Origin of the sequence: Nonomuraea sp. NPDC005983 (genome assembly GCF_040614375.1) — a bacterium.
Taxonomy (GTDB): Bacteria; Actinomycetota; Actinomycetes; order Streptosporangiales; family Streptosporangiaceae; genus Nonomuraea.
Genome location: NZ_JBEXUP010000013.1, coordinates 78,511 through 103,100, shown reverse-complemented (window position 1 = coordinate 103,100; position 24,590 = coordinate 78,511). Strand labels below are relative to the sequence as shown.

Annotated in this window: 29 protein-coding genes; 12 read left to right on the top strand and 17 right to left on the bottom strand. The window is 69.4% G+C overall.

What is annotated here, in order from left to right:
* A partial coding sequence (locus tag ABZ297_RS09345) for a hypothetical protein (RefSeq protein ID WP_355341948.1) occupies window positions 1–1,235 on the top strand: 1,235 nt, incomplete at its 5' end.
* Here the strand turns inward: ABZ297_RS09345 and ABZ297_RS09340 are convergent.
* Window positions 1,198–2,214 (bottom strand): glycosyltransferase family 2 protein, encoded by a 1,017-nt coding sequence (locus ABZ297_RS09340; protein ID WP_355341945.1) that lies wholly within the window; start codon window positions 2,212–2,214, stop codon window positions 1,198–1,200. The genes ABZ297_RS09345 and ABZ297_RS09340 overlap by 38 nt on opposite strands.
* Window positions 2,215–2,295: 81 nt before the next feature.
* On the opposite strand from ABZ297_RS09340, the gene ABZ297_RS09335 reads away from it, so the two are divergent.
* The 5 genes from ABZ297_RS09335 to ABZ297_RS09315 all read left to right on the top strand — a co-directional run bounded on the left by ABZ297_RS09335 (window position 2,296) and on the right by ABZ297_RS09315 (window position 6,640).
* Window positions 2,296–3,720 (top strand): LCP family protein, encoded by a 1,425-nt coding sequence (locus tag ABZ297_RS09335; RefSeq protein ID WP_355341942.1) that lies wholly within the window; start codon window positions 2,296–2,298, stop codon window positions 3,718–3,720.
* A 34-nt stretch (window positions 3,721–3,754) separates the two neighbouring features.
* Window positions 3,755–4,102, top strand: a complete 348-nt coding sequence (locus ABZ297_RS09330; RefSeq protein ID WP_355341939.1) for an STAS domain-containing protein — start codon at window positions 3,755–3,757, stop codon at window positions 4,100–4,102.
* 46 nt (window positions 4,103–4,148) lie between these two features.
* On the top strand, window positions 4,149–4,979 hold the full coding sequence (locus ABZ297_RS09325; RefSeq protein ID WP_355341936.1) for a GNAT family N-acetyltransferase: 831 nt from the start codon (window positions 4,149–4,151) through the stop codon (window positions 4,977–4,979).
* Window positions 4,976–5,821, top strand: a complete 846-nt coding sequence (locus tag ABZ297_RS09320) for an LLM class flavin-dependent oxidoreductase (RefSeq protein WP_355341933.1) — start codon at window positions 4,976–4,978, stop codon at window positions 5,819–5,821. The genes ABZ297_RS09325 and ABZ297_RS09320 overlap by 4 nt, the downstream gene beginning before the upstream one ends.
* A gap of 87 nt (window positions 5,822–5,908) precedes the next feature.
* Window positions 5,909–6,640: a hypothetical protein gene (locus ABZ297_RS09315; RefSeq protein ID WP_355341930.1), complete on the top strand. Its 732-nt coding sequence runs from the start codon at window positions 5,909–5,911 to the stop codon at window positions 6,638–6,640.
* A 90-nt stretch (window positions 6,641–6,730) separates the two neighbouring features.
* Here ABZ297_RS09315 and ABZ297_RS09310 read toward each other — a convergent pair whose 3' ends face one another.
* From ABZ297_RS09310 to ABZ297_RS09300, 3 genes are all read right to left on the bottom strand, one after another.
* On the bottom strand, window positions 6,731–7,339 hold the full coding sequence (locus ABZ297_RS09310) for a TetR/AcrR family transcriptional regulator (protein ID WP_355341927.1): 609 nt from the start codon (window positions 7,337–7,339) through the stop codon (window positions 6,731–6,733).
* Between the two features lie 61 nt (window positions 7,340–7,400).
* Complete coding sequence (locus ABZ297_RS09305) at window positions 7,401–7,958, bottom strand: hypothetical protein (RefSeq protein ID WP_355341924.1); 558 nt, start codon at window positions 7,956–7,958, stop codon at window positions 7,401–7,403.
* Window positions 7,959–8,178: 220 nt separating this feature from the next.
* Window positions 8,179–8,454 carry a hypothetical protein gene (locus ABZ297_RS09300; RefSeq protein WP_355341921.1) on the bottom strand — a complete coding sequence of 92 codons (276 nt, stop codon included), beginning with the start codon at window positions 8,452–8,454 and terminating at the stop codon, window positions 8,179–8,181.
* A 197-nt stretch (window positions 8,455–8,651) separates the two neighbouring features.
* On the opposite strand from ABZ297_RS09300, the gene ABZ297_RS09295 reads away from it, so the two are divergent.
* Window positions 8,652–8,867 (top strand): hypothetical protein, encoded by a 216-nt coding sequence (locus ABZ297_RS09295; protein WP_355341918.1) that lies wholly within the window; start codon window positions 8,652–8,654, stop codon window positions 8,865–8,867.
* Between the two features lie 315 nt (window positions 8,868–9,182).
* Window positions 9,183–9,638 carry a hypothetical protein gene (locus ABZ297_RS09290; RefSeq protein WP_355341915.1) on the top strand — a complete coding sequence of 152 codons (456 nt, stop codon included), beginning with the start codon at window positions 9,183–9,185 and terminating at the stop codon, window positions 9,636–9,638.
* 307 nt (window positions 9,639–9,945) lie between these two features.
* Here the strand turns inward: ABZ297_RS09290 and ABZ297_RS09285 are convergent, their stop codons facing one another.
* Together ABZ297_RS09285 and ABZ297_RS09280 are read right to left on the bottom strand one after the other, a co-directional pair.
* The gene (locus ABZ297_RS09285; protein ID WP_355341912.1) at window positions 9,946–10,266 is read right to left on the bottom strand and encodes a multidrug efflux SMR transporter; all 321 of its coding nucleotides are present in this window, start codon (window positions 10,264–10,266) and stop codon (window positions 9,946–9,948) included.
* A gap of 35 nt (window positions 10,267–10,301) precedes the next feature.
* Complete coding sequence (locus ABZ297_RS09280) at window positions 10,302–10,646, bottom strand: multidrug efflux SMR transporter (protein WP_355341909.1); 345 nt, start codon at window positions 10,644–10,646, stop codon at window positions 10,302–10,304.
* A gap of 140 nt (window positions 10,647–10,786) precedes the next feature.
* Here ABZ297_RS09280 and ABZ297_RS09275 point away from each other — a divergent pair, with 140 nt between their 5' ends.
* Entirely contained in the window at window positions 10,787–11,242 is a 456-nt protein-coding gene (locus ABZ297_RS09275; protein WP_355341906.1) for a MarR family transcriptional regulator, read from the top strand.
* A 254-nt stretch (window positions 11,243–11,496) separates the two neighbouring features.
* On the opposite strand, the gene ABZ297_RS09270 is transcribed toward ABZ297_RS09275, so the two are convergent.
* The 4 genes from ABZ297_RS09270 to ABZ297_RS09255 form a co-directional block, all read right to left on the bottom strand.
* Window positions 11,497–12,228 (bottom strand): response regulator transcription factor, encoded by a 732-nt coding sequence (locus ABZ297_RS09270; RefSeq protein WP_355341903.1) that lies wholly within the window; start codon window positions 12,226–12,228, stop codon window positions 11,497–11,499.
* A 92-nt stretch (window positions 12,229–12,320) separates the two neighbouring features.
* Entirely contained in the window at window positions 12,321–13,112 is a 792-nt protein-coding gene (locus ABZ297_RS09265) for a histidine kinase (protein ID WP_355341900.1), read from the bottom strand.
* 185 nt (window positions 13,113–13,297) lie between these two features.
* Window positions 13,298–15,604 carry an ABC transporter permease gene (locus ABZ297_RS09260; RefSeq protein WP_355341897.1) on the bottom strand — a complete coding sequence of 769 codons (2,307 nt, stop codon included), beginning with the start codon at window positions 15,602–15,604 and terminating at the stop codon, window positions 13,298–13,300.
* Window positions 15,601–16,311, bottom strand: a complete 711-nt coding sequence (locus ABZ297_RS09255) for an ABC transporter ATP-binding protein (RefSeq protein ID WP_355341894.1) — start codon at window positions 16,309–16,311, stop codon at window positions 15,601–15,603. Before ABZ297_RS09255 ends, ABZ297_RS09260 begins: the two co-directional genes overlap by 4 nt.
* Before the next feature lie 91 nt (window positions 16,312–16,402).
* Here ABZ297_RS09255 and ABZ297_RS09250 point away from each other — a divergent pair, with 91 nt between their 5' ends.
* Window positions 16,403–16,555, top strand: coding sequence for a hypothetical protein (locus ABZ297_RS09250; protein WP_355341891.1), 153 nt, complete (start codon window positions 16,403–16,405; stop codon window positions 16,553–16,555).
* A 255-nt stretch (window positions 16,556–16,810) separates the two neighbouring features.
* On the opposite strand, the gene ABZ297_RS09245 is transcribed toward ABZ297_RS09250, so the two are convergent.
* A complete protein-coding gene (locus ABZ297_RS09245; RefSeq protein ID WP_355341888.1) occupies window positions 16,811–17,974 on the bottom strand; it encodes an acyl-CoA dehydrogenase family protein in 1,164 nt (387 codons plus the stop codon).
* Window positions 17,975–18,099: 125 nt separating this feature from the next.
* On the opposite strand from ABZ297_RS09245, the gene ABZ297_RS09240 reads away from it, so the two are divergent.
* On the top strand, window positions 18,100–19,413 hold the full coding sequence (locus tag ABZ297_RS09240) for a UDP-glucose/GDP-mannose dehydrogenase family protein (protein WP_355341885.1): 1,314 nt from the start codon (window positions 18,100–18,102) through the stop codon (window positions 19,411–19,413).
* Between the two features lie 45 nt (window positions 19,414–19,458).
* Here the strand turns inward: ABZ297_RS09240 and purE are convergent, their stop codons facing one another.
* A complete protein-coding gene (purE, locus tag ABZ297_RS09235) occupies window positions 19,459–19,938 on the bottom strand; it encodes a 5-(carboxyamino)imidazole ribonucleotide mutase (protein WP_355341954.1) in 480 nt (159 codons plus the stop codon).
* Between the two features lie 11 nt (window positions 19,939–19,949).
* On the bottom strand, window positions 19,950–21,062 hold the full coding sequence (locus tag ABZ297_RS09230) for a 5-(carboxyamino)imidazole ribonucleotide synthase (RefSeq protein WP_355341951.1): 1,113 nt from the start codon (window positions 21,060–21,062) through the stop codon (window positions 19,950–19,952).
* A 185-nt stretch (window positions 21,063–21,247) separates the two neighbouring features.
* Here ABZ297_RS09230 and ABZ297_RS09225 point away from each other — a divergent pair, with 185 nt between their 5' ends.
* Window positions 21,248–21,730, top strand: coding sequence for a GtrA family protein (locus ABZ297_RS09225; protein WP_355341882.1), 483 nt, complete (start codon window positions 21,248–21,250; stop codon window positions 21,728–21,730).
* Here the strand turns inward: ABZ297_RS09225 and ABZ297_RS09220 are convergent.
* The 4 genes from ABZ297_RS09220 to ABZ297_RS09205 all read right to left on the bottom strand — a co-directional run bounded on the left by ABZ297_RS09220 (window position 21,714) and on the right by ABZ297_RS09205 (window position 24,575).
* Window positions 21,714–22,991, bottom strand: a complete 1,278-nt coding sequence (locus ABZ297_RS09220; protein WP_355341879.1) for an ATP-binding protein — start codon at window positions 22,989–22,991, stop codon at window positions 21,714–21,716. The two genes, ABZ297_RS09225 and ABZ297_RS09220, sit on opposite strands and share 17 nt — an antisense overlap.
* A 3-nt stretch (window positions 22,992–22,994) precedes the next feature.
* Window positions 22,995–23,663 carry a response regulator transcription factor gene (locus ABZ297_RS09215; RefSeq protein ID WP_043620820.1) on the bottom strand — a complete coding sequence of 223 codons (669 nt, stop codon included), beginning with the start codon at window positions 23,661–23,663 and terminating at the stop codon, window positions 22,995–22,997.
* 243 nt (window positions 23,664–23,906) lie between these two features.
* Window positions 23,907–24,383, bottom strand: coding sequence for a bacterioferritin (gene bfr, locus ABZ297_RS09210; protein WP_355341876.1), 477 nt, complete (start codon window positions 24,381–24,383; stop codon window positions 23,907–23,909).
* A 15-nt stretch (window positions 24,384–24,398) separates the two neighbouring features.
* Window positions 24,399–24,575, bottom strand: coding sequence for a (2Fe-2S)-binding protein (locus tag ABZ297_RS09205; protein WP_350803609.1), 177 nt, complete (start codon window positions 24,573–24,575; stop codon window positions 24,399–24,401).
* Window positions 24,576–24,590: the final 15 nt, after the last annotated feature.

Genomic DNA, 24,590 nt, shown 5'->3' with positions numbered 1-24,590 from the left:
CGGGCGCGGCGCTGCTGGCAGGCGCCGCTGGGGTGCTCGCGCTGATCCCGTACGTGCTGCGGGCCGCCCCGCTCTTCGACCGGGCCAGGGTCCTGGACGTGGTGAGCAGGCAGGTCGCGGCCTACCGGCCGGAGGTCATCCTGTACTTCTCCGGCGCCACCGAGGCCGCCTACCAGGCCAGGATGTGGCTGTCCACGCTGGAGCGGATCGACAGGCGGGCCGTCGTGGTGCTGCGGGAGCGCGGCATGGCCGACCATCTGGCGGGCACCGGGCTGCCGATCCTGTGCATCCCGTCCGCCGCCGACCTGATGAGCTTCCGCCCGCTGGGCGAGGCCAGGCTCTGCCTCTACGTGGCCAACGTCGGCAAGAACATCCACATGCTGCGCGTCCTCGGGCTGCGCAGCGCGTTCATCGGCCACGGCGACAGCGACAAGGAGGCGTCGTTCAACCCGTTCTCGAAGGTGTACGACGAGGTGTGGGTCGCCGGCCAGGCGGGCCGCGACCGCTACCTCAGGGCCCGGGTCGGGGTCAGGGACGAGGACGTGCACGAGGTGGGCAGGCCGCAGCTGGAAGGCGTCTCGGCGGTCGGGCCGGCGCTGCCGTACCGGACCGTCCTGTACGCCCCCACGTGGGAGGGGTGGACCGACGACCTGTTCCACACCTCGCTGACCACGATGGGGCCGGGCATCGTCCGGGCGCTGCTGGAGCACCGGCCGCCGCTGCGGGTGATCTACAAGCCGCACCCGCTGACGGGCCACCGCGACAGGACCGCCGCGCGTGCGCACCGGAGGATCAACGCGATGATCCAGGCGGCGGAGCTGGCGGGGGCCAGGGCGCGGCACCCGTCGAACCCGGTGCGCCCCCCGCGGGCCGCGCCGATCAGGCACCTGGTCGTCACCGGGCCGGAACCGCACCTGTACGACTGCTTCAACCAGGCCGACCTGATGATCGGCGACATCTCCAGCGTGGTGACCGAGTTCCTGGCCAGCGGGAAGCCGTACGCCGTCACCAACGTCTCGGGGCTGCCCGAGCGGGCCTTCCACGAGCGTTACCCGAGCTCGGAGGCGGGCGTGCTGCTCGGCGCCGACCTGGCCGGGCTGGCCGCGTTCCTCGACGGCGAGGACACGCTGGGCTCGGCCCGGCGCAAGCTCAGGACGTACCTGCTCGGCCCGGACTACCCGGACGCGCTCACCCGCTTCAACGCGGCGGTCGAGCGAGCCTTCGCGGGCTCGTGAGGAAGCCCCAGCCCCAGGAGACGTGCATGGTGGCGTACACCAGCGGCAGCCGCATCCTGGCCGACGCCGACAGGCCGCTGCCGGTCACCGCGGAGCCCGCCACGATCGCGGCGACGTACCCGCCGGGCACGATCAGCGAGAGCGGGAAGAACGGCGAGACGAGTAGGCCGAGCAGCATGGCGAGCACCGCCGCGGGGGGCGCGAGGTAGCGCAGGTTGATCGTGCCCTCGTGGGTGCGGGAGACCACCCGCCGCCAGCGTCCGTAGTGGAAGTACTGCTTGGCCAGCGCCTTCACGTTCGGCCGCGGACGGTAGGAGACCCGCATGCGCGGTTGGAACCAGACCAGCCCGCCGGTCTGGCGGATGCGGTGGTTCATCTCCCAGTCTTGGGCCCGCTGGAAGTGCTCGTCGTAGCCGCCGACCCGGTCGAGCGCGGAACGGCGGAACACGCCGAGGTAGACCGTGTCGGCGGGGCCCGCCGTGCCGCCCACGTGGAAGGCGGCGGCGCCGACGCCGATCTTGGACGTCATCGCGGCGGCGACCGCCTGCTCGAACGGCGTGACGCCCTCGGCGGCCATCACCCCGCCGACGTTGTCGGCGCCGGTCTCGGCCAGCGTCTCGACGGCGACGCGCAGGTAGTCGGAGGGCAGCATGGCGTGCCCGTCGACCCTGGCGACGATGGCGTTGCGCGAGGCGCCGATGGCGGCGTTGAGCGCGTTGGGCGTGCGACCTGTCGGGTTGGGGACCACGACGACCCGGCGGTCGGATGCGGCGATGGCGTCGGCGACCTCCTGGGTGCGGTCATGGGAGGGCCCCACGGCGAGGACGACCTCGATCTCGCCGGGGTAGCTCTGGGCGAGGACCTGGTCTACGGCCTCGCGAAGGTGCCGTTCCTCGTTGAGGACGGGCATGACGACGGAGATGGACGGCCAGCCGCGCGTCTCCGCGGGCGCGTGCGGCGAGTCGGGGAACTGCTTCATGGCGGGGCTCACGCTACTGTACGGGCAGGGGAGGAAGGCAATCATCAGCTCTACTCCCAGGCGGCACAAGGGGGGCAGGGAATGCGTGACCCGGGCGAGGAGGACGCTGGGGTACACGTGGGCGGCGACGCCTACGGGGGCGTCAGGCTCGTGGCCGGGCGCAAGCGCAGGCCGTCCAGAAGCGCGAAGGCGCGACGGCGCAACCTGATCACGGCGGGTCTGCTCTCCACGGGCGTCCTGGTCGGCACCGGCGTGCTGTGGGCGACTCCCCAGCAGATCGGCTTCGTCGACGCCGGGGTGTCCGACTCGGCGCCGCGCGGCGCGATGAACATCCTGCTCGTCGGCGTCGACAAGCGCGACGACCTGACCCGCCAGCAGCAGATCCAGCTGAAGCTGGGCCGCGAGGTGGGCCAGCGCACCGACACCATGATGGTCATCCACCTGTCGGAGGACCACAGCCGGGTCACCGTCGTCAGCCTGCCGCGCGACACCTGGACCACGATCCCGGGCAAGGGCGAGCACAAGATCAATTCGGCCTACCAGTTCGGCGGGCCGAAACTCACCAAGCAGACCGTCGAGCAGGTCACCGGGCTGCCGATCCACCGCTACATCGAGGTGAACGTCCTCGGGTTCATCGACGTCGTCGACTCGCTCGGCGGCGTCACGGTCTGCACGCCCGTGCCGATCAAGGACCCGAAGGCCGGGCTCGACCTCGCCGCCGGAACCCACGAGCTGCAGGGCGCGCAGGCGCTCGGGTACGCCCGCACGCGTGCCACCGCCCGCTCCGACCTCGACCGCATCGACAGGCAGCAGCAGGTCATCTCCGCGCTGCTGAACCGCGCGCTCAGCGCGGGGACGCTGGCCAACCCGGCCCGGCTGGCCGCGTTCGTCAACTCGACGCTGCGCACCGTCAAGGTCGATCCCGACGACGGCCTGATCGGGCTGGCCACCCAGCTCCGGGACGTCTCGCTCGACAACGTGAAGTTCGCGACCGTGCCGCTGGCGGACGTGAACTACAAGGCGCCCACCGGCGAGTCGGCGGTGCTGTGGGACAAGCCGGCGGCCCAGGAGATGTTCCGGCTCATCGGCAGCGACCAGGACGTGGCCAAGCCCAGCCCCAAGCCGTCGGCGTCGAGCGCGCCGAAGATCGCGCCCGAGCAGATCTCGGTCAAGGTCACCAACGGCACGCTGATCACCGGCCTGGGGGCCCGCACCAAGGCGGCGCTGGCGGCCTCCGGGTTCCAGGTGCCCGACCAGCCCGGCAACACCGCGCGCAAGGACTTCAAGAAGACGATCATCCGGTATGGCCCCGGGCGCGCCGACTCCGCCCACACGGTCGCGTCCGCCATCCCGGGCGCCGAGCTGCGCCAGGTCGACACTCCCGGGATCGAGGTGATCATCGGCGCCGACCAGCCGAAGATCCGCAACCTCAAGCCCACGGCCAAACCAACCCCCAGCGCCACCCCATCAACGCGTACGGCAACGCAGAACATTTGCAAGAAATAGGCATAACTCCCCCCTGTTCGGGCAGGTGGGGGCCATGGTGGTCAGACATTGGCGCGAGGACCCCTGCGTCATCCTGCACGTCGTCGGCGATCTGGACGTGGCAGGCGCTCCCCGCTTGCAGGCCGAACTGGACCAGGCCCTCTCCACGGCAGGCCCCCCGAACCTGGTGGTGGACCTGACCGAGGTCCCCTTCTGCGACTCCGTCGGCCTGGGCGTCCTCGTCGCGGCGCTCAACCACGTACGGCACGCGGACGGCAGGATGATCCTGGTGCTGGGCCCCGGCATGATCAGTCATCTGCTGACGATCACGAACCTCGACCGTCACTTCGAGACCCGCCCCACGATGGGCGAGGCGCGCTCGGCACTCGGCTCGGCAGCGTAAGATCAACGACAGCGAGAGCCCCCCTCACATCCGGAGGCTTTGCACGTTGTTCGACGAGTTTCCCGAGCCCGCGCGATCGCAGCTGGCGGCGGCCCGCGACGAGGGCCGTACCCGTCCCGAGTGGGCGTTCACGCAGGGGCAGGCCCGGGTGGCGTTCTGGGCTCCCTTCCGCGACGCGGAACCGGTGGTCGTCTGGCAGTTCGAGCCCGGCCCCGATCCGGTCGCGGCCTCCGCGCTGCTGCGCCGCAGCCTGGAGACGATGGGCCTGAGCAAGATCATCCATGACATCTCCCTCCAGCCGGGTCTGACGCCCGTCGTCGACCGTGCCGTCGAGCACGAGGCGCTGGTGGGCGCGGGCTTCGCCATGGAGGTCGAGCGCCTGTTGCTGGAGTGGCAGGCGGGCAGCGACGTCCCGGAAGACCCCGGCAGGCTCAGCTACCGTCCCGCCCGGCGGCTGCCCACCGCCGACGTCCTCGACGTGCTGGTGCGGATCTCGCAGGGCTCGCTCGACTACGACACGCAGGTCGAGCTCGCCACGGCCGGGGCCGAGCACGAGGCCCGATGGATGTACGACGACCTGGTCAACCGCAAGGGCAAGCCCGACTGGTTCGTCATCGGCTACCTCGGCGACTCCCCCGTCGGCCTGGTCGCGCCCGACGACCACTCGATCGCCTACATCGGCGTCGTCCCCGAGCACCGCGGCCACGGCTACGTCAACGACCTGCTCGCCAGGGGCACCCGCACGCTCGCCGAGGCCGGCGTGGAGCGCGTCGTCGCCGCCACCGACGTGGCCAACACCCCCACCGCGGCGGCCTTCCTGCGCGCCGGATACTCGGAGGTCGGCAGGTTGTTCCGCTACTACTGGAGGGCACCTTGAGGCTTGGCGTGATGTTCGACCGCGACCTGCCGCCCGAGCAGCTCGTCCCGTTCGCCAGAGAGCTCGACCGGACGACGGTCGACGACCTGTGGGTGGTGGAGGATCTCGGCTGGACGGGCGCGATCTCCTCGGCCGCCACGGCCCTGGCCGTCACGTCCCGCATCCGGGTGGGCATCGGCATCACCCCGGCGCCGCTGCGCAACCCGGCGCTGCTGGCGATGGAGCTGGCCAACCTGGCCCGCCTGCACCCCGGGCGCCTGGCCGCGGGCATCGGCCACGGCGTCCAGCAGTGGATGCGCCAGGTCGGAGCCGCCGCCGCGTCACCGCTGGCGCTCCTGGAGGAGACGATCACCGCGGTCGGGGCTCTGCTGCGCGGCGAGACGGTCACCCTGCACGGCAGGGAGGTGCGCCTCGACGGCGTGTCCCTCGTCCACCCGCCGGCCGAGCCGCCGCCGATCCTGGCGGGCGTGCTCGGCCCCCGCTCCCTCGCCCTGTCGGGCCGGGTGGCCCAGGGCACGATCGTCCCCGAGGGCCTCGGCCCGGCCCAGCTGCCGGAGATCATCGAGCACATCGACGCGGGCCCCGGCCACGAGCTGGTGACCTTCACCTTCCTGTACATCGGCGACGACGCCGCGGAGGTCACCCGGCCCGCCGCCGAGGAGCAGGGCCGCTTCCTCCAGGTGGAGCCGGAACAGGTGGTCATGGCCACCGGCTCCGCGAAGGAGGCGGCCGAGCAGGTGCGCAGCCTGTGGTCGGCGGGGGCGGGAACGGTCGCGGTGCGTCCCATCGGCTCCGACCCGCTCTCCCACGTGACCAAACTGCTGGCGGCCCTCCAGAGCTGACCGCCCACCCGGCCATGGCCGAAAGGCGGATGGCGGGTCGGTCGGATGGCCGATGGCGCGAAAGCGCGCCACGGCCACGATCGGTGCATGAGACGAATCACGGCAGGAGCGGTCGCGGCGGCGCTGGCGGTCGTGGCGACCGGGTGCGCCATCGAACTCGACGCCAAGGAGGTGCACGCCGCCCAGGCGTTCCCCTTCAGCGGCACCGAGCTGACCGTCAAGTCCAGTTTGGGCGGGCTGCGCGTGCTGCCCGGCACCGGCGGGAGCGTCCAGGTGGAGCGGTGGGTGCGCGGCAAGGCGGCCGCCGACGGCAACGCCACCTGGTCGCTCAAGGACGGCACGCTGCGGCTGAGCGCCGACTGCACGACGGTGTTCGGCGACTGCGGCGCCCGCTACCACGTCAAGGTGCCCCCGGGGGTGCACCTGAAGGTCGACGCCGACCACGACGGCGTCATCCTCGACGGCCTGCCCCAGGACGTCGACGTCTCGACCTCGGGCGCCATCCAGGTCTCCGGCACCTCCGGCAGGCTGCGGCTGCTGGGAGACCACGCCTCGGTCACCGGCACGCAGATCAGGTCCGAGCACGTCCGGGTGCGGACGTCCGCAGGGGCGATCAACCTGTCGTTCGCCGCGATGCCGTCCGAGCTGGACCTGCTCTCCCGCAACGGGCGCGTGACGGCGACGGTGCCCACCGGCGAGTATGGGGTCACCGTCCGGAGCACGTACGGGAGCGAGGTCTCGCAGATCAAGAGCACCAAGAGCCCCCGGACCATCGTCGCCAAGAGCACGTCAGGGGACGTCCGGATCAACAGCCGGTAGTCGGCGGTTCGCGGTGACCCGGACGATCCGGAAGCCCGCGTCGGCGAGGATGCCGGGGAGGCTGCGCACGGCAGGACGTTCATGTCCGAGTCATTCCTTCTGAGCTGTGAGACCTGCGGCGACGAAGTCGATGAGCAGGTCGAGGATCTTGTGGTGGAGGGCGGGGTCGCCGAGCCGTTCGGCGAACATGGGCACCAGCAGCACGCACTGCAGCACACCGATGATCACCTGCGGGTCGGCGGGGATCAGCTCGCCCTGGTGGTGGTCGATGTAGTCGTTGAGTGCGGTGACGGGGTTGTCGGCCATAGCGGTGACGCGGGTCGGATCGAGCTTGCGGGCCACGGCCTGCATCTCCTCGGGGTGGGTCATCAGGCGGCGCCACAGTGGGTTGGTCGCCAGCTCGTCCAGGGTGGCGCGTAGGAAGCGGCGCAAGCCCTCGCGTGGGGTGTCGGCGCTCAGCAGCGCGCCGTTGATGACTTTGCGCTTGACCTCGGAGGACTGACGGATCATCAGCTCCAGATACAGATCCTCTTTGGAGTCGAAGAAGACGTAGAAGCTGCTCTTGGCCACCCCGGTGGGGGCCATCAAGTCCTCCAGGCTGGTCTTGCGCAGCCCCTGGGTGGTGAACAGCTTGTGGCCGGTCTCCAGCAGCAGGGCGGTGATGCGGGTCTTCTCTTCGGCGGAGAACGCGGGCGGCATCGACACACACCTCTTCCTCTATGCGAACAGTTTGTTCATATAGTTTCAGATGGGCGCGCGTTCAGCCACGCAGGGCCAGCCGCAGGCCGCGCCAGCGGGCGATCACGATGATGACCGCCGTCATCGCGATCGCCCCCAGCCCCAGCGGCAGGACCGTGGCCACGCCGTCGCTACCGGAGTTGGCGATCGTCCAGGCGATCTTCACGGCCAGGCCGCCGTCGATGACGACCAGCCCCCAGCCGATCGAGCGGAACCAGAACGCTGCGCATAGGCCGCCGATCAGCGCCGGGATCAGCGGCAGCGTCACCCAGGTGATCCAGGACGGGTCGGCGAACAACTCCTTCTCCATCTCCAGCACGCCCGCGATCTTCGGGTCGATTTCGCCCGGCGCCGGGGCCGGGAACCAGAAGAAGCTCGACAGCATCGCCACGATCGTCGCGGCCAGCCAGGCTGGGCGGCGGGTCCAGCAGAAGTAGGCGATCGGCAGGAAGAACAGCGGCCGGATGTACCAGCTGATCGGGTTCAGGTGCCGCGGCCAGGCCCAGGCGAGGAAGTCGTTGATCAGGTCCATGAGGGTCTCCTTGCAGTCCGGCGGGACGGCGTCCCGCTCTGCATCCATAAAACCAGATTGGAGATTTGTTTTCAACCCGGCCTCCGGGCCCTCGTCCACCCGACTCCGATCCGGATCTGGCTGTGCCCATACGCATCATGGACATGTCGTACTCGGCCACCGTCTACGGACCTGCTGGGCTTCCGGCCGGCACGCGGAACTGTACGAACAGCCCTTCGGCGGCCACCGCACGGTCGCGGGGGCTCGCTGCGACCGCCGGGGCCGCTGGTCAGGCGTCGAGAGCTGACAGGTCGAGGCGGCGTAGGCGTTCGGGGTCCGACAGGACGTCGATGGCGACGATCTTCCCGCCTGCGACGACGAAGGCCATGACGGACAGCGGCCGTCCGTCCGCGATGACGACGACCCCGGCGGCGCCGTTGACCAGAGCCGGGCGTGCGAACGGGGAGAGCCGTCCGAAGGTGAGCGCCTGCGCGGCCACGTTCCGCGCGCCGCGGATAGCGACGGTGAGGCGGGCGCGCGCCGTGCCGCCGTCGGACCGCAGCACGATCTCGGGGTCGAGGACGGTGACGAGCGCGTCGAAGTCGCCCTCGCGAGCGGCGGTGAAGAACGCGTTGACGACGTCACGCTGGCTTCTGAGATCGACGTCGGGAGCCGGGGCCTGCCCCGAACCCGGCGGCGTGCGCGGCTCGCGAGCTGCCTCGTCGCGGCCGGGGTCCGCTCGATCAGCGGAGCGATGGCCTCGTGCCCGACCTCGCCGGGCCGCGCGTGTACGGGATGGACGAGCTGGCCCGCAGCTACCTGCGGGCGAGTCGCAAGGACCGGCTGATCATGCAGGTCAGGACTCCCGGCAAGGCCGCCGCCGCGTACCGGGCCGACGCCAACCTCGCCCCCGAACGGGCCGTCGGCCCCCGCACCTGGGAAGACTTCCTGGCCGAGCAGGTGCGCCTGGGCCTTTGAGATCCACCCCACCGGCCCAACTCTGCAACTCTGGGCTCGCAGCCTGGACGCGCTCAGCTCGGCAATCCCGATCCGCTCCCTGGATCTGGAAGTCGCCGGGTCGGCCAGTTCGTCCTCCGAAGCGGCGGTCGCCTCCCTCCTGTCGCCGACCCGCCTACACCCTCGAAGTCACTGCTGTGACCGTGGTCCTGCAAGGCCGACAGGGCCTGCTGAACGCGCTCCCGCCCTGACCGCGGCAGTCGGCGGGCTTCGTCAAGCAGGAAGATCTTTCAATCTAGTGGCCAGTTCTGAAAGAACGCTGGCTACAGTAGAGGCATGGCCGTGCATGACGAGCAGGAACTGCTCGTGGTAGAGGATCTTGCTGACCTGCTGTCCCTGGCTCAGCGGCGGACGGCGGACCAGGCCCTGCACGCGGCGATCCGACGCATGGCTCAACGACATGATCGGGGGCCACGCCCGTCCGCGGTACGTCTGTCCACCGCTGCCACGCTGCTCAATGTGACGGTGCCCACCGTTCGCTCATGGACAAGCCATGGCGTGCTCGACGCAGTTCGCGGCGAAGGTGTCGCGCGAGTCTCGGCTACCTCACTCGCCCGGGTCCTGGTGGTCCTCCGGGAAATCGGCGAGGACGAGCCCGGCCGCAGGCTCGCCAAGGTGGTCGACGCGCTTCGCGACCGTGACCTGCTGAGTCGGGCGCAGGACGCGCTGGCAGAGACGACCGAATACCTGGAATACGGCGACGAAGACTTGCAGGAGTTGCTCCGTCCATGAGCAGGCGCGCGCGCCCTACCGGCGACTCCCCCCGTGCGGCTTGTTTCCGCATCATCGTGGCCAAGCAGGTCGATGCCACCGTTCGCGATGCCAGGACACCACGACGGGTCAGGGAGGCGTTCGTCCGCGTTCACCGCGACGCGGCACAACGCGGATGCGCCGCCGCGTGTTCCACGGCCTCGGCATGCCGCTCCCGAGCCACTTGACGAACTGGCGAAGCAGCTTCGAGGGGTTTTGGGGGGCGGCGCCCCCGATGTCACAGCCGAGCCATGGGGCGGCGATGGCGAGGTTTCCAGGGCTCCGGATGTCAGGCTCCGGCGGCCAGCTTGAGGGTGATGGCGCCGAGGATGATGGCGGCGAAGGACAGCAGCTTGGGCAGGGTGATCTTCTCTTTGTAGATCAGCGCGCCCAGGATGACGGTGCCGATGGAACCCAGGCCGGTCCAGATGGTGTAGGCGACGCCCACGTCCAGCGTCTTCAGTGCCAAGCTGAGGGTGAAGATGCCGCCACTGGCGGCCAGCAGGGTGAAGACCGAAGGCCACAGCTTCGTGAACCCCTGGGTGGCGTTGGTGCCGAGCGCGAAGGCGATCTCGAAGACGATGGCGACCGACAGGTAGATCCAGGCCATGATGGCGTGCTCCTTGCGGGGGAACGATGGGTGGGTCAGGCGGCGACGGCCTGCTTCTTGGTGAGCTTGTCGGCGAGCTTGAGCCCCAGAACGCCGCCGATGATGAGGACGAAGGCGAGGGCCTTCCAGATGTTCATCGACTCATGGAAGATCACGGCGCCGAGCACCACTGTGCCCACTGAGCCGATGCCCGTCCACACGGTGTAGCCGACGCCCACGTCCAGCGTCTTCAGCGCCAGGCTGAGGAAGAAGATGCCACCGGCGGCGGCCCCGATGGTGAGCAGCGACGGACCGAGTTCGGTGAAGCCGTTGGTCGCGTTGGTGGCCAGGGCGAACACCACCTCGAACACCGAGGCGATCAGCAGGTAGATCCAGGCCATGGGAAGACCTCTTACTCCAAAGTAGTTGTATGTATATGCAAGCTCTTTCGGTGGAAGAGAGTATGTATGCACAACTAAGCTTGTGTCAATCTGACTGAATCGTCCGCCGGAGTCCCCGGTTCGCCGAAGGAGACCACGTCATGTCGTCGACCGTCCAGATCGCCTCGAGCGACACCGGAGATGCGCTCATGTGGAACCAGATGCTGACCTTGCACGCACATGTCGAGCAGCGCCTCGGCACCGTCCTCCAGCGCCAGCACGGCCTCGGCCTGTCCGAGTACCGCGCGCTCGGCTTCCTGGCCGACGCCGACGACGGCGAGCTTCGCATGCAGGATCTGGCAACCCGCCTGGGGCTGAACCAGAGCTCGGTCACCCGTTTGGTCAGCCGGCTGAACGCCGCCGGATTCACCTACCGCGACCTGTGCCCTGATGACAAGCGAGGCGTCTACACCGTCATCACCGACGCCGGCCGCGCTCGCCACCAGGAGGCGCGGCACACCTATGCGGAGACACTGTCCACCGCCCTGGACGAAGCCACCCAGCAGAACCCGCTGATCAGCAGCCTCCTGACCGCCGCCCGCCCCCTGTTCCGATGACCGCCGCCATCGGCCCGACACGAAGGAACACGCCGTCGACCCGCCGCGGCGCGGCAGCGGGCCTACGGCGCAAGGACGAGCCCGCCTCCTCGCCTACGGTCACCGACCCGGTCATGCGGCGCCCCGCGGAATCCGACGAATGACCTCGGCTTCATCACCGAAACGCAGCACCACGCGGATGCACCGCCGCGCACAGTGACGGAACAGAGCAGGGCCCGATGAAACCGGAGCCCGCGAAGGCGTCCGGCTGACTGCTACTCCCCCGGGCTGACAAGCCTCGTCTCGTAGGCGAGGACAACCGCCTGGGCACGGTCGCGAAGGTCCAGTTTTGCGAAGATGCGAGTGACGTGGGTCTTGATGGTGGCTTCGCTGAGGACCAGTTCGCTGGCCAGCTCACTGTTGGACAGCCCGCGTCCGAGCAACATCAGCACCTCCAGTTCCCGGGGTGTCAGCGCCGCGAGGTCGCGGTGCAGGCTGGGGAGCCGAGGCTCGCCGTTCACCGGCCGACGATCGGGAACGCTGTTTCGCCCTGCGCTGCCGACGGCGGTCTCGCGGTCGTCTCCGCCCCTCCGCCCGTTCTCGCCGGTGAAGCGCTCCACCAGCCGCCGCGTGATCGAAGGGGCGACGAGAGCATCACCCGTGTGGACGAGGCGTACGGCAGCGGCAAGGTGTTCGGCGGTGACGTCCTTGAGGAGGAACCCGCTCGCGCCGATCGCCAGCGCGGCATAGACGTAGTGGTCGAGGTCGAACGTGGTCAGCATGAGCACCCGGCAGTCCGGTACCTCCGCCAGAATGCGCCGTGCGGCCTCCAGGCCGTCCATGTTGGGCATCCGGATGTCCATGAGGACGATGTCCGGCCGCAGTTCGTGCGCCGCGGTCACCGCCTCGAGCCCGTCGACCGCTTCACCGACCACGTCGATGCCGCGGACAGTGAGGATCATGCGGAAGCCAGTGCGGATCAGCGCCTGATCGTCGGCGATCAGCACCCTGGGGGGCGCTGCGGCGGGTGGCAAGGTCGGCAGGGTCGCGTCCGCCCTGATCAGGTCGTCGGTGCGGTGATCAGCTGATTCTGGCATTGTCATGGCTTGTCCAACGGTATCCGGGCACGGACCCGGAATCCGCCGCCGAGGCGGCGCCGGGCATCGAAGTCCCCCCCGTACATGGCAACCCGCTCCCGCAGGCCGACGAGTCCGCGCCCGGCACCGTCCTTGAGGGCCGGGCTCGGCCTCTTCGGCGCGGGGCCGTCGCCGGACACCGCGCTCGGGCCGTTCGTCAACACCTCGACCCGCAGGTGATGATCGGCATACCGCACCGCCACCTCGGCCTTGGCGCAGTCGCCGTGCTTGAAGGCATTGGTCAGCCCCTCTTGAATGATCCGGTACGCCGTCAGCTCGATGCCGCCCGGGAGATCCCGCGGTTCCCCGGAGATCCGGACCTCGACGGGCATTCCGGCGAACGCGAACCGGTCCACCAGGGAGCTGAGCCGGCGCAGGCTCGGCTGCGGCGTCAACTCCGTCTCGTCGTCACCGTTCTGGGAGGGCGCCAGCACGCCCAGCAGGTGCCGCAGCTCGGTCATCGCGTCGCGACCGGCGGTCTCCACAGCCAGCAGCGCGGTGGCCGCATCCTCGGGCATCGTGGCCAGCACCTCGCGGGCTGCGCCGGCCTGGACCACCATCAGGCTGACGTTGTGGCTCACGATGTCATGCAGCTCCCGTGCGATCCGCGCCCGTTCGGCCTCGACCGCGATCCGGCCGGCGGTTTCGCGCTCACGTTCCAGGAGCCAGCCCCGCTCCTCCAATGCCTTGCGGTGGGTACGCCGCGCTCGGACGAACGCCCGGCCGAGCCAGCCCGCAGCAAACAGGACCGCCACCAGCGCGACGAACGGCCAGGTGATCGCAAACCACTTCACGGCTTCATCCTCGCCTCTGCGCGGCCCGAGGGGTACCGCATCAACGTGAACATGCTCAAGCCCTGCGCTGCAGGAACAGAGCAGAGCGCTGTCGCTGGGTGGTACTGCCGCTGCACCTCACCGGGGCGCCCCGGTACGACGGCCTGTCATTCGCTGTGCAGGACCGTGGCAATTGTGAGACGGGCCGCCGAGCGGGCCGGGATCAGCGCGCCCAGGACGGCGATCACAATGCCCGAGAGGAGCAGAGCGGCCAACTGCGGCGCGTGCCAGACATCCTTCATCGACTCCGGGAAGGCAAGCACGCCGGCGTGGTCCACGAGCAGCCGGTGCCCGACCATCCCGATGGGGATGCCGATCAGCCCACCGACCAGGCCCAGTCCGGCCACGGACGTCACCGTCATCACCACGACCTGGCGTGGCGTCATCCCGATCGACTTGAGCATACCCAGCTGGCGGCGCCGCTCCCTCGTGCTCAGCAGGACGCTGTTGAAGACCCCGAGAGCCGAGACGATGGCCAGCAGCACCGTGAATACCGCCGAAAAGCTGATGACAACCGTGCTGGCGGTGTTCTGCGACTGAATCCGCAGCGACGAGTGGAGGCCCGGGTCGACCCCCTCGACCCCCTTGACGTAGGCCTGGCCATCGGCATGGGGGGCGAGCTGGACCGCGTACTCAACGGCGCTCGCGTCCGGGACGAGTTCGGCGGCGGTCGCCCAGTCCGCCTCCATCGCCTGGTTGTTGCCGAGCATCTCCTCGCCAACGACGGTGACGCTGAGCTGCTTGCCGCTCAGATACACGACGGTCCGATCGCCGACCGCGAGCCCGTGCTGGGCCAGGAACCCCGGCCCGGCCGCGACCTCGCCCGGCCCGCTGGGCCAGCGCCCGTGGACGATCTGCTCGGCCGCGGCCGGGGGTTCCCCGCGATAGAGGTTGAGGAACACGGTGTCCGTACTCCCGGCGAGGAGCACCTTGGTGAACGCGCGAGCGGTCACCCGGTCTGCTCCAGGCAGGGCTCGCAACCGCGCCTCGATCTGGCTGTCACTCAGCTGCGCGGCGCTCTGGCCCGATGTCTTGCCGTCCGCCTCCACCAGGACCTGCGTGATTCCGCTGTGTTGACCCGCGTTTCCGGCCGCCACCATCGTGCTGGCCAGGCCGGTCGTCAGGGTGACGGTGGCGACCCCGAGGATGACAGCCGACATCGTCAGCATCGCGCGGGCCGGGCGGGCGAACGACTGGCCCAGGCCGAGGCTCACGGAGCGCGGCAGTCGGGTACCGCCGAGTTTGCGCTGGGCAAGCAGCCCGCGGCCGGCCTTCGGCGCGCTACCGGCGCTGATCGCCTCTGCCGCGGAAAGCCGGTGTGCGCGCAACGCGGGAATCAGTGCGGCGATGGCGACGATGGTGGGCATGGCCAGCAGGCAGGCGACCGCCACCCAGGGGGTGGTACCGATGGTGGCGGTGCCGGTTTCGACTCCAGCGAACGCAGCCTTGAGGATGGGCTGCTCCAGCACGGCGCCGGCCAGGGTGCCGACCACAGAGCCCACGACGGCTGGAACGGAAATCATTCCAAGGTAGACGGCGACCACCTGGTTCGGGGTGAATCCGAGGGCCTTGAGGACACCGATGTGCCGGTAGCCGGAAACGACCGCCCCGCTGACCACGTTGCCGACGATCAGAACGGAGACCAGAACTCCGAGCACGCCGAACATGGTCATGAACGGGAGATAGGAGTCGGCCGACGCGGAGAAGGCCTGCTTGAGGCTGAGGTAGGTCTGGGCATGGGTCAGCGAGTCCGCCGGCTGCCCGGCGGTGGCCGCTTCCAGTTCGCTTTGGAGCTGCCCGCTCGTGGCAGCCGATGCGAAGCGGTAGAGCATCTGGAAGCTGGTCGGGTGCAGGGCGGTCATCTGCTCGGGTGACACCCAGGCGCCGGCGGACTTGCTCATGCTGGTGGCGAACCCGACCACGGTGAGCGGCGGACCCCCGGGGACGTCGAGCTTCGAGCCCAGCAGGCGGGAGGAGGCGCCGCCGACCGGCGAGTTGACGACGATCTCACCAGGGGCGGTGGCCCAGCGGCCGGCCAGCAGATCGACGCGGTCCACGGGTCCTGCCGGATCGGCCCGCCCCACCACCTGCAGCGGACCGGCCGCCATCCACAGCCATGGCTGGGGGATCTCGATGACGGCCTGGCCGAAGGGACCGGCCGCAGCCTGGACCCCCGGCCGCTGGACGGTCTGCGTCAGCTGCGCCTCCGAGGTCTTGGCGGCATCGAAGGTCGCCACGACGTGGGCACCGCGTTGGCGGGCGAAGGCGGCGTCGAAGGGCGATGAGGCGGCTGTGAGCACCGCCAACGCAAGCACCGTCGTCATCGTCGAGCACAGCACGACGAGTCCGATGACGATCGTCTGAACCCTGCGGCGCTTGACCGCCGCGCGTGAGGCCTGCCACACGGCGCTCATGCGGTCGCCTCCAGGGTGCTCTCACGGGCGACCTTGCCGTCGGCGAACTCGATCAGGCGGTTGGCGCACCGGGTGGCCAGATTCGGGTCGTGGGTGACGATGAGCAGGGTCTGACCCATCTGGTTGAGGTCAATCAGCAGGTCCATCACCTGCTCGCCCGAGCGGCTGTCCAGGGCTCCGGTCGGCTCGTCGGCCAGCAGCAGCGCCGGACGGTTCATCAGGGCCCGGGCCACGGCGACACGTTGCCGCTGACCACCGCTGAGCGCGGCCGGATAGTTGTCCTTGCGATCCGCCACACCGAGTTCGTCCAGAAGTTCCAGCGCCCGACGACGCGCCTGCCGAGCCGAGGTACCGGTCAGCTGTGCGGCCAGCGCCACGTTGTCCAGCGCCGGCAGGTCGTCGATGAGGTTGAAGAACTGGAAGATCATGCCGATGTGCTTGCGTCGGAACAGGGCCAGCCCAGTCTCGTTCAGTTGCCCCAGGTCCTGCCCGTTGACCTCGACCGTCCCCGAGGTCGGACGGTCGAGGCCGGCGACCATGTTGAGCAGGGTGGACTTGCCGCAGCCGGAGGGCCCCATCACCGCGACCGCATCTCCCGCGCGGATCTCCAGCGACGCGCCGTCCAGCGCCTTCGAGTCACCGTATTCCTTGTGCATATCCGCTACTCGGACGACGATCTGCTGGGAGCTGCCGGGTTGATGCATCATGGCTCGAATCTAGGAGCACGGGGACCGCCGGAGCATCCCTCCGCAGATGTATCAGTGCTCGTCATCCTGTGGTTGTAGGGGAGCTGACGTCATGCCGTGGGCGGACGGCTCGGCCACCTACTGGGGGCTGGCCATCCACACCCCCAGCAACGACCGCTACGGGGCCGCGCCCTGGTTCACCAGCACTCCACAGGAAGCCCTGGACCTGGTCTGCGACCTCTATCTCGTCAGCATCGACCTCTGAACGCCGAAGCCTCCCGCCGCCGAGTCTCCCGACGCCCCGACTCTGTTCGGGTGCCTCGGCGGTATCCCGGGCCTGCTAGGACCTGCCGGGGCCGCCAGGCCCAAGGAACGGAAGCCACGCGGCCGCTCGGCGATCGACGACCGTCTGTTCCGCCCGCGCGGCGTCTCTCACGGAACAGTGATCGTCAAGCCCACAACCTCAAGGCTGCGAACCCCGCCTCCGCCAACCGGCAGGCGGGGTTTCCGCACGTCAGGGCTACTTGAGGAGCTGGCGAGCCATGACCATGCGCTGGATCTGGTTGGTGCCCTCGTAGATCTGGGTGATCTTGGCGTCGCGCATCATCCGTTCCACCGGGAAGTCGGACGTGTAGCCGTACCCGCCCAGGAGTTGGACGGCGTCGGTGGTGATGTCCATGGCGGCGTCCGACGCCGCGCACTTGGCGGCGCTCGACAGGAAGGTGAGGTCCTTCTGGGGCCGGCCGTGCATGGCCAGTTCGGACTTGGCCGCCGCGTGGTAGGTGAGCTGCCTGGCCGCTTCGAGCTTCATGGCCATGTCGGCGAGCATGAACTGGACGCCCTGGAAGTCGGCGATCGGCTTGCCGAACTGCTTGCGCTCCTTGACGTACCCCAGGGCGTAGTCAAGGGCGCCCTGGGCGATGCCGAGGGCCTGGGCGGCGATGGTGATGCGGGTGTGGTCGAGCGTCGCCAGGGCGGTCTTGAAGCCGGTTCCCGGGGCGCCGATCATGCGGTCGGCGGGGATGCGGACGTCCTCCAGGATCACCTGGCGGGTCGGCGAGCCCTTGATGCCGAGCTTCTTCTCCTTCGGTCCGAAAGAAACACCATCATCGGACTTTTCCACGACGAAGGCGGATATGCCGCGCGCCCCGGCACCAGGGTCGGTGACGGCCATGAGGGTGTAGTACTCCGACACGCCCGCGTTGGTGATCCACATCTTGGTGCCGTTGAGGACGTAGTGGTCGCCGTCCAGCACTGCGCGGGTCTTCATCGCGGCGGCGTCCGAACCCGCCTCAGGCTCCGACAGGGCGTAGGAGAACATCGCCTCGCCCCGCGCCACGGCGGGCAGGTAGCGCTGCTTGAGCTCAGGGGAGGCCGACAGCAGCAGCGGCACCGTGCCCAGCTTGTTGACGGCCGGGATCAGCGAGGACGACGCGCACGCCCGCGCCACCTCCTCGATGACGATCACCGTCGCCAGCGCGTCGGCCCCCGCCCCTCCGTACTCCTCGGGCACGTGGACGGCGTGCAGGTCCGCCGCCACGAGGGCCTTGTAGACGTCCCAGGGGAACTCCCCGGTCTCGTCCGCCTCTGCGGCGCGGGGGGCGATCTTGTCGTCAGCGAGGGCCCTGACCGTCTCCCGGAGCATGTCGTGCTCTTCGGCGGGCGCGTAGAGAGGGAAGCTCATGCGCAAATACTAGGACGTCCGACCTTCTTGTTACCAGCGGGTACGGTTAGTCGATATGGGCAGGTGGCACAGAACGTGGTAGCGCGGGCCGGTAACATGCGCTGGCGATCGAAAGGAGCTCACTCGTGCCATATCGCCTCACGGTGATCGGGACCGGATACCTGGGCATCACCCATGCGGCGTGCATGGCTGACCTCGGATTCGACGTCCTGGGCCTCGACATCGACCCCGACAAGATCCGCCGGCTCAGCAACGGTGAGCTCCCGATCCACGAGCCGGGGCTGGAACCCCTGCTGCGCCGGGGGCTCGAATCAGGACGTCTCCGGTTCACCACGTCCTACGAAGAGGTGGCGGCCTTCGGCGATGTCCACTTCGTCTGCGTGGGCACGCCGCAGAAGCACGGCGAGTACGCAGCCGACGTGACGTACATGGACGCGGCCATCGAGTCACTCGCCCCCTACCTGGACCGCGAGTGCCTGGTGGTCGGCAAGTCGACCGTGCCCGTCGGCACCGCGGGACGCCTGGCCGACAAGCTCGCCATGCTGGCTCCGGCGGGCACGCAGGCCGAGCTGGCCTGGAACCCCGAGTTTCTCCGCGAGGGCTTCGCGGTGAAGGACACCCTGTCGCCCGACCGCCTCGTGCTGGGCGTCCGCTCCGAGCGGGCGGAGAAGGTGCTGCGTGAGGTGTACCGCCCGCTGGGCGAGGTGCCGTTCGTGGTGACCGACTTCGCGACCGCCGAGCTGGTCAAGACCGCCGCGAACTCGTTCCTGGCGACCAAGATCTCCTTCATCAACGCGATGGCGGAGATCTGCGAGGCCGCGCACGCTGACGTGCAGCAGCTCTCGCTGGCCCTGTCGTACGACGACCGCATCGGCGGGCGCTACCTCAACCCCGGCCTCGGCTTCGGCGGAGGATGCCTGCCCAAGGACATCCGCGCGTTCATGGCGCGCGCCGGTGAGCTGGGAGTCGATCAGGCGCTGACGTTCCTGCGCGAGGTGGACGCGATCAACATGCGCCGGCGCGCCCGCATGGTGGACCTGGCCCGCGAGCTGGCGGGCGGCTCGTTCCGCGGCTGCACGGTCGGCGTCCTCGGCGCGGCGTTCAAACCCGACTCCGACGACATCCGCGACTCCCCTGCCCTGGACGTGGCCGTCACGATCGGCCACCAGGGCGGCCAGGTCACCGTCTACGACCCCATCGCGCTCGACAACGCCCGTAAGGCGCACCCAGAGCTGAACTACGGCGAATCGGCCATCGAGGCGGCTCGCGGGGCGCACGTGGTGCTGGTGCTGACGGAGTGGCAGGAGTTCGTCGACCTCGACCCGGAGGAGCTGGGCGCGGTCGTGGCCACCCGCCGCATCGTGGACGGCCGCAACGCCCTGAACTCGGAGACCTGGCGCTCCGCGGGCTGGCACTACCGGGCCCTCGGCCGCCCCTGACCCCGAAAGCCCCGCGCGGGACTCCTTCCTGCGCGGGGCGACCGGTCAGCCCAGTTCGGCGGCTTCTGCGCGGAGTTTGGCGCCCTTGGCGTACGCCTGCTCCTTGAGCCGCTCCTGGAACTCCTCCATGCGGGCCCGCAGCCCCTCGTCGGACGCGGCGAGAATGCGCACCGCCAGCAGCCCCGCGTTGCGGGCTCCGCCGACCGCCACGGTCGCCACCGGCACCCCGGCGGGCATCTGGACGATCGACAGCAGTGAGTCCATCCCGTCGAGGTACTTCAGCGGCACCGGCACCCCGATGACCGGCAGCGGCGTGACCGAGGCCAGCATGCCGGGCAGGTGCGCGGCGCCGCCCGCGCCCGCGATGACGACCTTGAGGCCGCGCGCCGCCGCCTGCCTGCCGTACTCGATCATCTCGACCGGCATGCGGTGCGCCGAGACGACGTCCGCCTCGAAGGGCACGTCGAACTCGGCGACGGCTTCGGCGGCGGCCTTCATCACCGGCCAGTCGGAGTCGCTGCCCATGACGATGCCGATCACGTGTACTCCCCCGTGGTCAGGTAGACGGCGGCGTGCCGGGCGCGGGCGCGCACGGAGTCGAGGTCGTCGCCCGCGACGGTGACGTGGCCGATCTTGCGGCCCGGGCGCACCTCCTTGCCGTAGAAGTGCAGCTTGACGCCGGGGTCGTGGGCCATGACGTGCTCGTAGCGCTTGAACAGGTCAGGTTCGTCGCCGCCGAGCAGGTTGGCCATGACGACGACGGGCGCCGTCATGGACGGGGAGCCGAGCGGCAGGTCGAGGACGGCCCGCAGGTGCTGCTCGAACTGCGACGTGCGGGCGCCGTCGATGGTCCAGTGGCCGCTGTTGTGCGGGCGCATGGCGAGCTCGTTGACCACCAGCCCGCCGGGCGTCTCGAACAGCTCCACCGCCAGCAGGCCGGTGACGCCGAGTTCGTGCGCGATCTGCAGGGCGATGCGCTGGGCCTGCGCGGCCGCTTCGGGGTCGAGCCCGGGCGCGGGGGCGAGGACCTCGACGCAGATGCCGTCCTGCTGGACGGTCTCGACGACGGGGTAGCTGACGCCCTGACCGTGCGGCGAGCGCGCCACCATGACGGCCAGCTCCCGCTCGAACGGGACGAACGCCTCGGCCATCAGCGGCACCCCGGCCTGGAACGCCTCGGCGACGTCGGCGGCGGTCCGGCACACCCAGACGCCACGGCCGTCGTAGCCGCCCCTGACGGCTTTCAGCACCACCGGCCAGCCGTGCTTCTCGGCGAACCGCTCGGCGTCCGCGGCGTCGGACACGCGGGACCAGGCGGGGCAGGGCGCGCCGAAGGACGTGAGGCGCTCGCGCATGACCGCCTTGTCCTGGGCGTGGACCAGCGCGTCGGCGCCGGGGTGCACGGCGAAGCCGTCATCGGTGAGGGCGCGGATGTGCTCGGTGGGCACGTGCTCGTGGTCGAACGTGATCGCGGCGCAGCCCTTGGCGAACTCGCGCAGGTCGGTCAGGTCGCGGTAGTCGCCGACGCGGGTGTCGACGATCACCCGGGCCGCGCTCTCGTCGGTGCTGTTGGCCAGCACCCGGAGCTCGACGCCGAGCGCGATGGCGGGCTGCTGCGTCATCCGGGCGAGCTGGCCCGCGCCGACGATGCCCACGACTGGGCTGTAGGAACTCACGTGAGGTGAGCTTACCCGCCGTCCGATGCTGTACATCTCTGGTCGTCAGAGGGCATTCGCCCTATGGCGGCCCATCGTCCGGTATGTGCCCCTGGCCAGTGGCGTACCCGATACGCTGGGATGGTCATGCCCGACACGAGGAAGGACCGATCAGAGACGTGAACTTCGTAAAGCGCCTCTATGAGCGGTTCTCAACCCTGCTCCACGAACTGACCAAGTTCGGTGTCATCGGTGCGATGGCCTTCGTCATCGACACGGGCTTGTACAACGTGTTCATGCTGTGGCTCGACTTGGGCCCGCTGACCTCGAAGGTCCTGGCCACCCTCATCTCCGCGACCTTCGCCTACCTCGGCAACCGGTTCTGGACGTTCCGCCACCGCGAGCAGAGCGGCCTGGGCCGCGAGTACTTCCTGTTCTTCCTGCTCAACGGCATCGCCCTGCTGTTCGGCATGCTGACGATCGGTTTCACCAAGTACACGCTGCACCTGCACGACGCGTTCAGCCTGAACGTCGCCAACCTGATGGGTGTGGGCCTCGGCACGCTGTTCCGCTACTGGTCGTACAAGAAGTGGGTGTTCCTGGAGGCGACCGAGCCGATCCCGGCCGAGCTGCCCGACGGCGGCATCAGGCAGGACCGCTGACCACCCGGTTCCTGCCGTTGTCCTCGGCAGGCCGCAGGAAGATCGCGAACGTCGCCGGGCGGCGGCGTACCAGCTCCAGGCGTCCGCCGTCGGCCGCGGCCAGCGCGCGGGCGAGCGTCAGCCCGAGCCCGGTGCCGCCACCGCCGCTCACGTTCCGCTCGAAGACCTTCGGCGCGATGTCGTCGGAGATGCCCGGCCCCTCGTCGGTGACCTCGATCACCACGTAGTTGTCGCCGCTGGTCGTCGTGACGGTCACCACGCCGCCGCCGTGCCGCAGGGAGTTCTCCAGCAGCGAGGCGATGACCTGCCCGAAGCCGCCGGTGGTGGCCAGGGCCTTCAGCCCGCGAGTGCCCTCGAGCAGCAGCGAACGTCCGGAGCCGCGGAAGACCGGCTCCCACTCGGTGACCTGCTGAATGAGGACCTCGTCGACGGAGACGGGCTCGGCCTGCGCGTGACGCTGACGGCGGGCCGCCGCGAGCAGCTCGTCGATCACGGCGGTGAGCCGCTCGGCCTGCACGATGGCCGCCTCGCCCTCCTCGCGGACGACGGCGGGCTGGTCGGAGGCGGCGACGATCTCCTCCAGACGCATGGTCAGGCCGGTCAGCGGGGTGCGGAGCTGGTGTGAGGCGTCGGTCGCGAACTCGCGCTCGCGGGTGAGCAGCTCGGAGATGCGAGTGGCGCTGCGGTCGAGGACCTCGGCCACCCGGTCCAGCTCGGGTATCCCGTACCGGTGTTTGCTCGGTCTGGCGTCGCCCGAGCCGAGCCGTTCGGCGATCTTGGCGAGGTCCTGCAACGGCAGCGTCAACCGGCGCGACTGCACGATGGCCAGGCCGACCGCCACCGCCAGAGCCGCGACCGCCAGGGCCACGATCAGCAGCAGCCGTGCGCGCACGTCCCGCTCGACCTGGTCCTTGTCGCGACTCACCCGCACGTAGAGCCCGTTGTCGGACTGGGCGTCCTCGTTCATCTGGTGGCCCGACGGCGGCGAGTTGCCGACGACGGTCACCTTGGGGGGATTCCCGCGTTCCCAGATCTGTATGTAGCGGCCCGGATACTTCTGCTTGAGCTGCTGCGGGTCGAGCGGCGTCTCCTGGATGCGGGCGTATTCGACCTCCCCCACCAGACGCGTCGCCTCCGCTCTGAGCTCCTGGACCGCCTCGTCGACGATCAGGCGGCTGACCACGATGCCCAGAGGTACCCCCAGCAGGAGCACCGCGATGACCGCGACGACCAGAGTGGACGAGAGCAGGCGTCGGCGCATCGCCTACTCGCGTTCGAAGCGGAAGCCGACTCCCCGGACGGTGGTGATGTAGCGAGGCTTGGCCGCGTCGTCGCCGAGCTTGCGGCGCAGCCACGAAATGTGCATGTCGAGTGTCTTCGTGGAGCCCCACCAGTTGGTGTCCCACACCTCGCGCATGATCTGTTCCCGGGTGACGACCTTGCCCGCGTCGCGGACGAGCACCCGCAGCAGATCGAATTCCTTGGTCGTCAGATGCAGCTCCTTCTCCCCCATCCAGGCGCGGCGGGAGTCGGCGTCGATGCGGACGCCCTGCACCACGGGCGTCTCGGACGTGCCGCGTCGCAGCAGCGCCCGGACCCGGGCGAGCAGCTCCGCCAGCCGGAAGGGTTTGGTGACGTAGTCGTCCGCGCCGGCGTCCAGGCCGACGACGGTGTCGACCTCGTCCACGCGGGCGGTGAGTATGAGAACCGGGGTGCCGTGCCCTTCGGCGCGGATCCGGCGTGCGACCTCGAGGCCGTCCATTTCTGGCAAGCCGAGGTCGAGAACGATGAGGTCGATGCCACCCGACAGGGCCCTTTCCAGGGCCTGCGGGCCGTCGGGGCTCACCTCAACCTGGTAGCCCTCACGGCGCAGGGCGCGCGCGAGCGGCTCGGAAATCGAGGTGTCATCCTCGGCGAGAAGTACGCAGGTCATGAAGCGATCGTAGGACCTTAGGCGATCGTTTCCCGGTCACAGCGCGCGGTTTGACTCGTAGTTGACCTATCTATTGACCTGGGCAAACGCAGATAAATATCGGTTAGTCATGCTTAAATTGCCGCGAACTCCGAGGGGCGAACCAATACGCGATCATGTCGGCCGTCGGTCAATTCCCTCCGGCCCCCGGCGTGTCGCAGGCCTCAGGAGTGCGGCTCGGCGTGGCAGGCAGGCACACCCGTCTCAGGAGTGCGGCTCGGCGTAGCGAGCGAGATAGAGCTGCTCGCCCAGGGTCCGCATGAGCTCCAGCTCGGTCTCCAGGTAGTCGATGTGCTCTTCCTCGTCCGCGAGGATGTCCTCGAAGATACGGGCCGAGGTGATGTCGCCCTTCTCTCGCATGAGCTTGATGGCCGGCCGCAGCCGCTCCACCACCCCCAGCTCGATCTCCAGGTCGGCCCTGAGCTGCTCCTCGACCGTCTGCCCGATGTGCAGCGTGCCGAGGCGCTGGTAGTTGGGCAGCCCCTCCAGGAACAGGATGCGGTCGGTGAGCCTCTCGGCGTGCCGCATCTCCTCGAACGACTCCGCGCGGGTGTGCTCGGCCAGCTTGGTGTAACCCCAGTTCTCCTGCATCTTGGCGTGCAGGAAGTACTGGTTGATCGCGGTGAGCTCGGCGGTGAGCTGCTCGTTCAGCAACTCGATGATCTGTGTGTCGCCCTGCATGGACGGCCCCTCGTGCTATGCGGTCGTCAGTTCCTCAGACCTTTTCAGGATTGCACAGATCTTCCGGACACAAAGCGCACAGTCCCCACCAGCCCCCGTGGTGTCGCGAACCTGCTTCGCGCTCTTGGCGCCGGCGGCGATGCAGTCGTGGACCTCGTTCTCGGTCACAGCACGACAGACACACACATACATCGCAGGGCAGGCCTC

What these genes read in the sequence shown, in the direction of transcription:
- ABZ297_RS09220 (WP_355341879.1), bottom strand. Translation starts at nt 22,991, where the DNA reads ATGCGCCGACGCCTGCTCTCGTCCACTCTGGTCGTCGCGGTCATCGCG.
- ABZ297_RS09335 (WP_355341942.1), top strand. Translation starts at nt 2,296, where the DNA reads ATGCGTGACCCGGGCGAGGAGGACGCTGGGGTACACGTGGGCGGCGAC.
- ABZ297_RS09340 (WP_355341945.1), bottom strand. Translation starts at nt 2,214, where the DNA reads ATGAAGCAGTTCCCCGACTCGCCGCACGCGCCCGCGGAGACGCGCGGC.
- ABZ297_RS09305 (WP_355341924.1), bottom strand. Translation starts at nt 7,958, where the DNA reads ATGGATGCAGAGCGGGACGCCGTCCCGCCGGACTGCAAGGAGACCCTC.
- ABZ297_RS09205 (WP_350803609.1), bottom strand. Translation starts at nt 24,575, where the DNA reads ATGTATGTGTGTGTCTGTCGTGCTGTGACCGAGAACGAGGTCCACGAC.
- ABZ297_RS09280 (WP_355341909.1), bottom strand. Translation starts at nt 10,646, where the DNA reads ATGGCCTGGATCTACCTGCTGATCGCCTCGGTGTTCGAGGTGGTGTTC.
- ABZ297_RS09215 (WP_043620820.1), bottom strand. Translation starts at nt 23,663, where the DNA reads ATGACCTGCGTACTTCTCGCCGAGGATGACACCTCGATTTCCGAGCCG.
- ABZ297_RS09290 (WP_355341915.1), top strand. Translation starts at nt 9,183, where the DNA reads ATGGCCGTGCATGACGAGCAGGAACTGCTCGTGGTAGAGGATCTTGCT.
- ABZ297_RS09260 (WP_355341897.1), bottom strand. Translation starts at nt 15,604, where the DNA reads ATGAGCGCCGTGTGGCAGGCCTCACGCGCGGCGGTCAAGCGCCGCAGG.
- ABZ297_RS09275 (WP_355341906.1), top strand. Translation starts at nt 10,787, where the DNA reads ATGTCGTCGACCGTCCAGATCGCCTCGAGCGACACCGGAGATGCGCTC.
- ABZ297_RS09285 (WP_355341912.1), bottom strand. Translation starts at nt 10,266, where the DNA reads ATGGCCTGGATCTACCTGTCGGTCGCCATCGTCTTCGAGATCGCCTTC.
- ABZ297_RS09255 (WP_355341894.1), bottom strand. Translation starts at nt 16,311, where the DNA reads ATGATGCATCAACCCGGCAGCTCCCAGCAGATCGTCGTCCGAGTAGCG.
- ABZ297_RS09245 (WP_355341888.1), bottom strand. Translation starts at nt 17,974, where the DNA reads ATGAGCTTCCCTCTCTACGCGCCCGCCGAAGAGCACGACATGCTCCGG.
- ABZ297_RS09250 (WP_355341891.1), top strand. Translation starts at nt 16,403, where the DNA reads ATGCCGTGGGCGGACGGCTCGGCCACCTACTGGGGGCTGGCCATCCAC.
- ABZ297_RS09315 (WP_355341930.1), top strand. Translation starts at nt 5,909, where the DNA reads ATGAGACGAATCACGGCAGGAGCGGTCGCGGCGGCGCTGGCGGTCGTG.
- purE (WP_355341954.1), bottom strand. Translation starts at nt 19,938, where the DNA reads ATGGGCAGCGACTCCGACTGGCCGGTGATGAAGGCCGCCGCCGAAGCC.
- ABZ297_RS09310 (WP_355341927.1), bottom strand. Translation starts at nt 7,339, where the DNA reads ATGCCGCCCGCGTTCTCCGCCGAAGAGAAGACCCGCATCACCGCCCTG.
- ABZ297_RS09330 (WP_355341939.1), top strand. Translation starts at nt 3,755, where the DNA reads ATGGTGGTCAGACATTGGCGCGAGGACCCCTGCGTCATCCTGCACGTC.
- bfr (WP_355341876.1), bottom strand. Translation starts at nt 24,383, where the DNA reads ATGCAGGGCGACACACAGATCATCGAGTTGCTGAACGAGCAGCTCACC.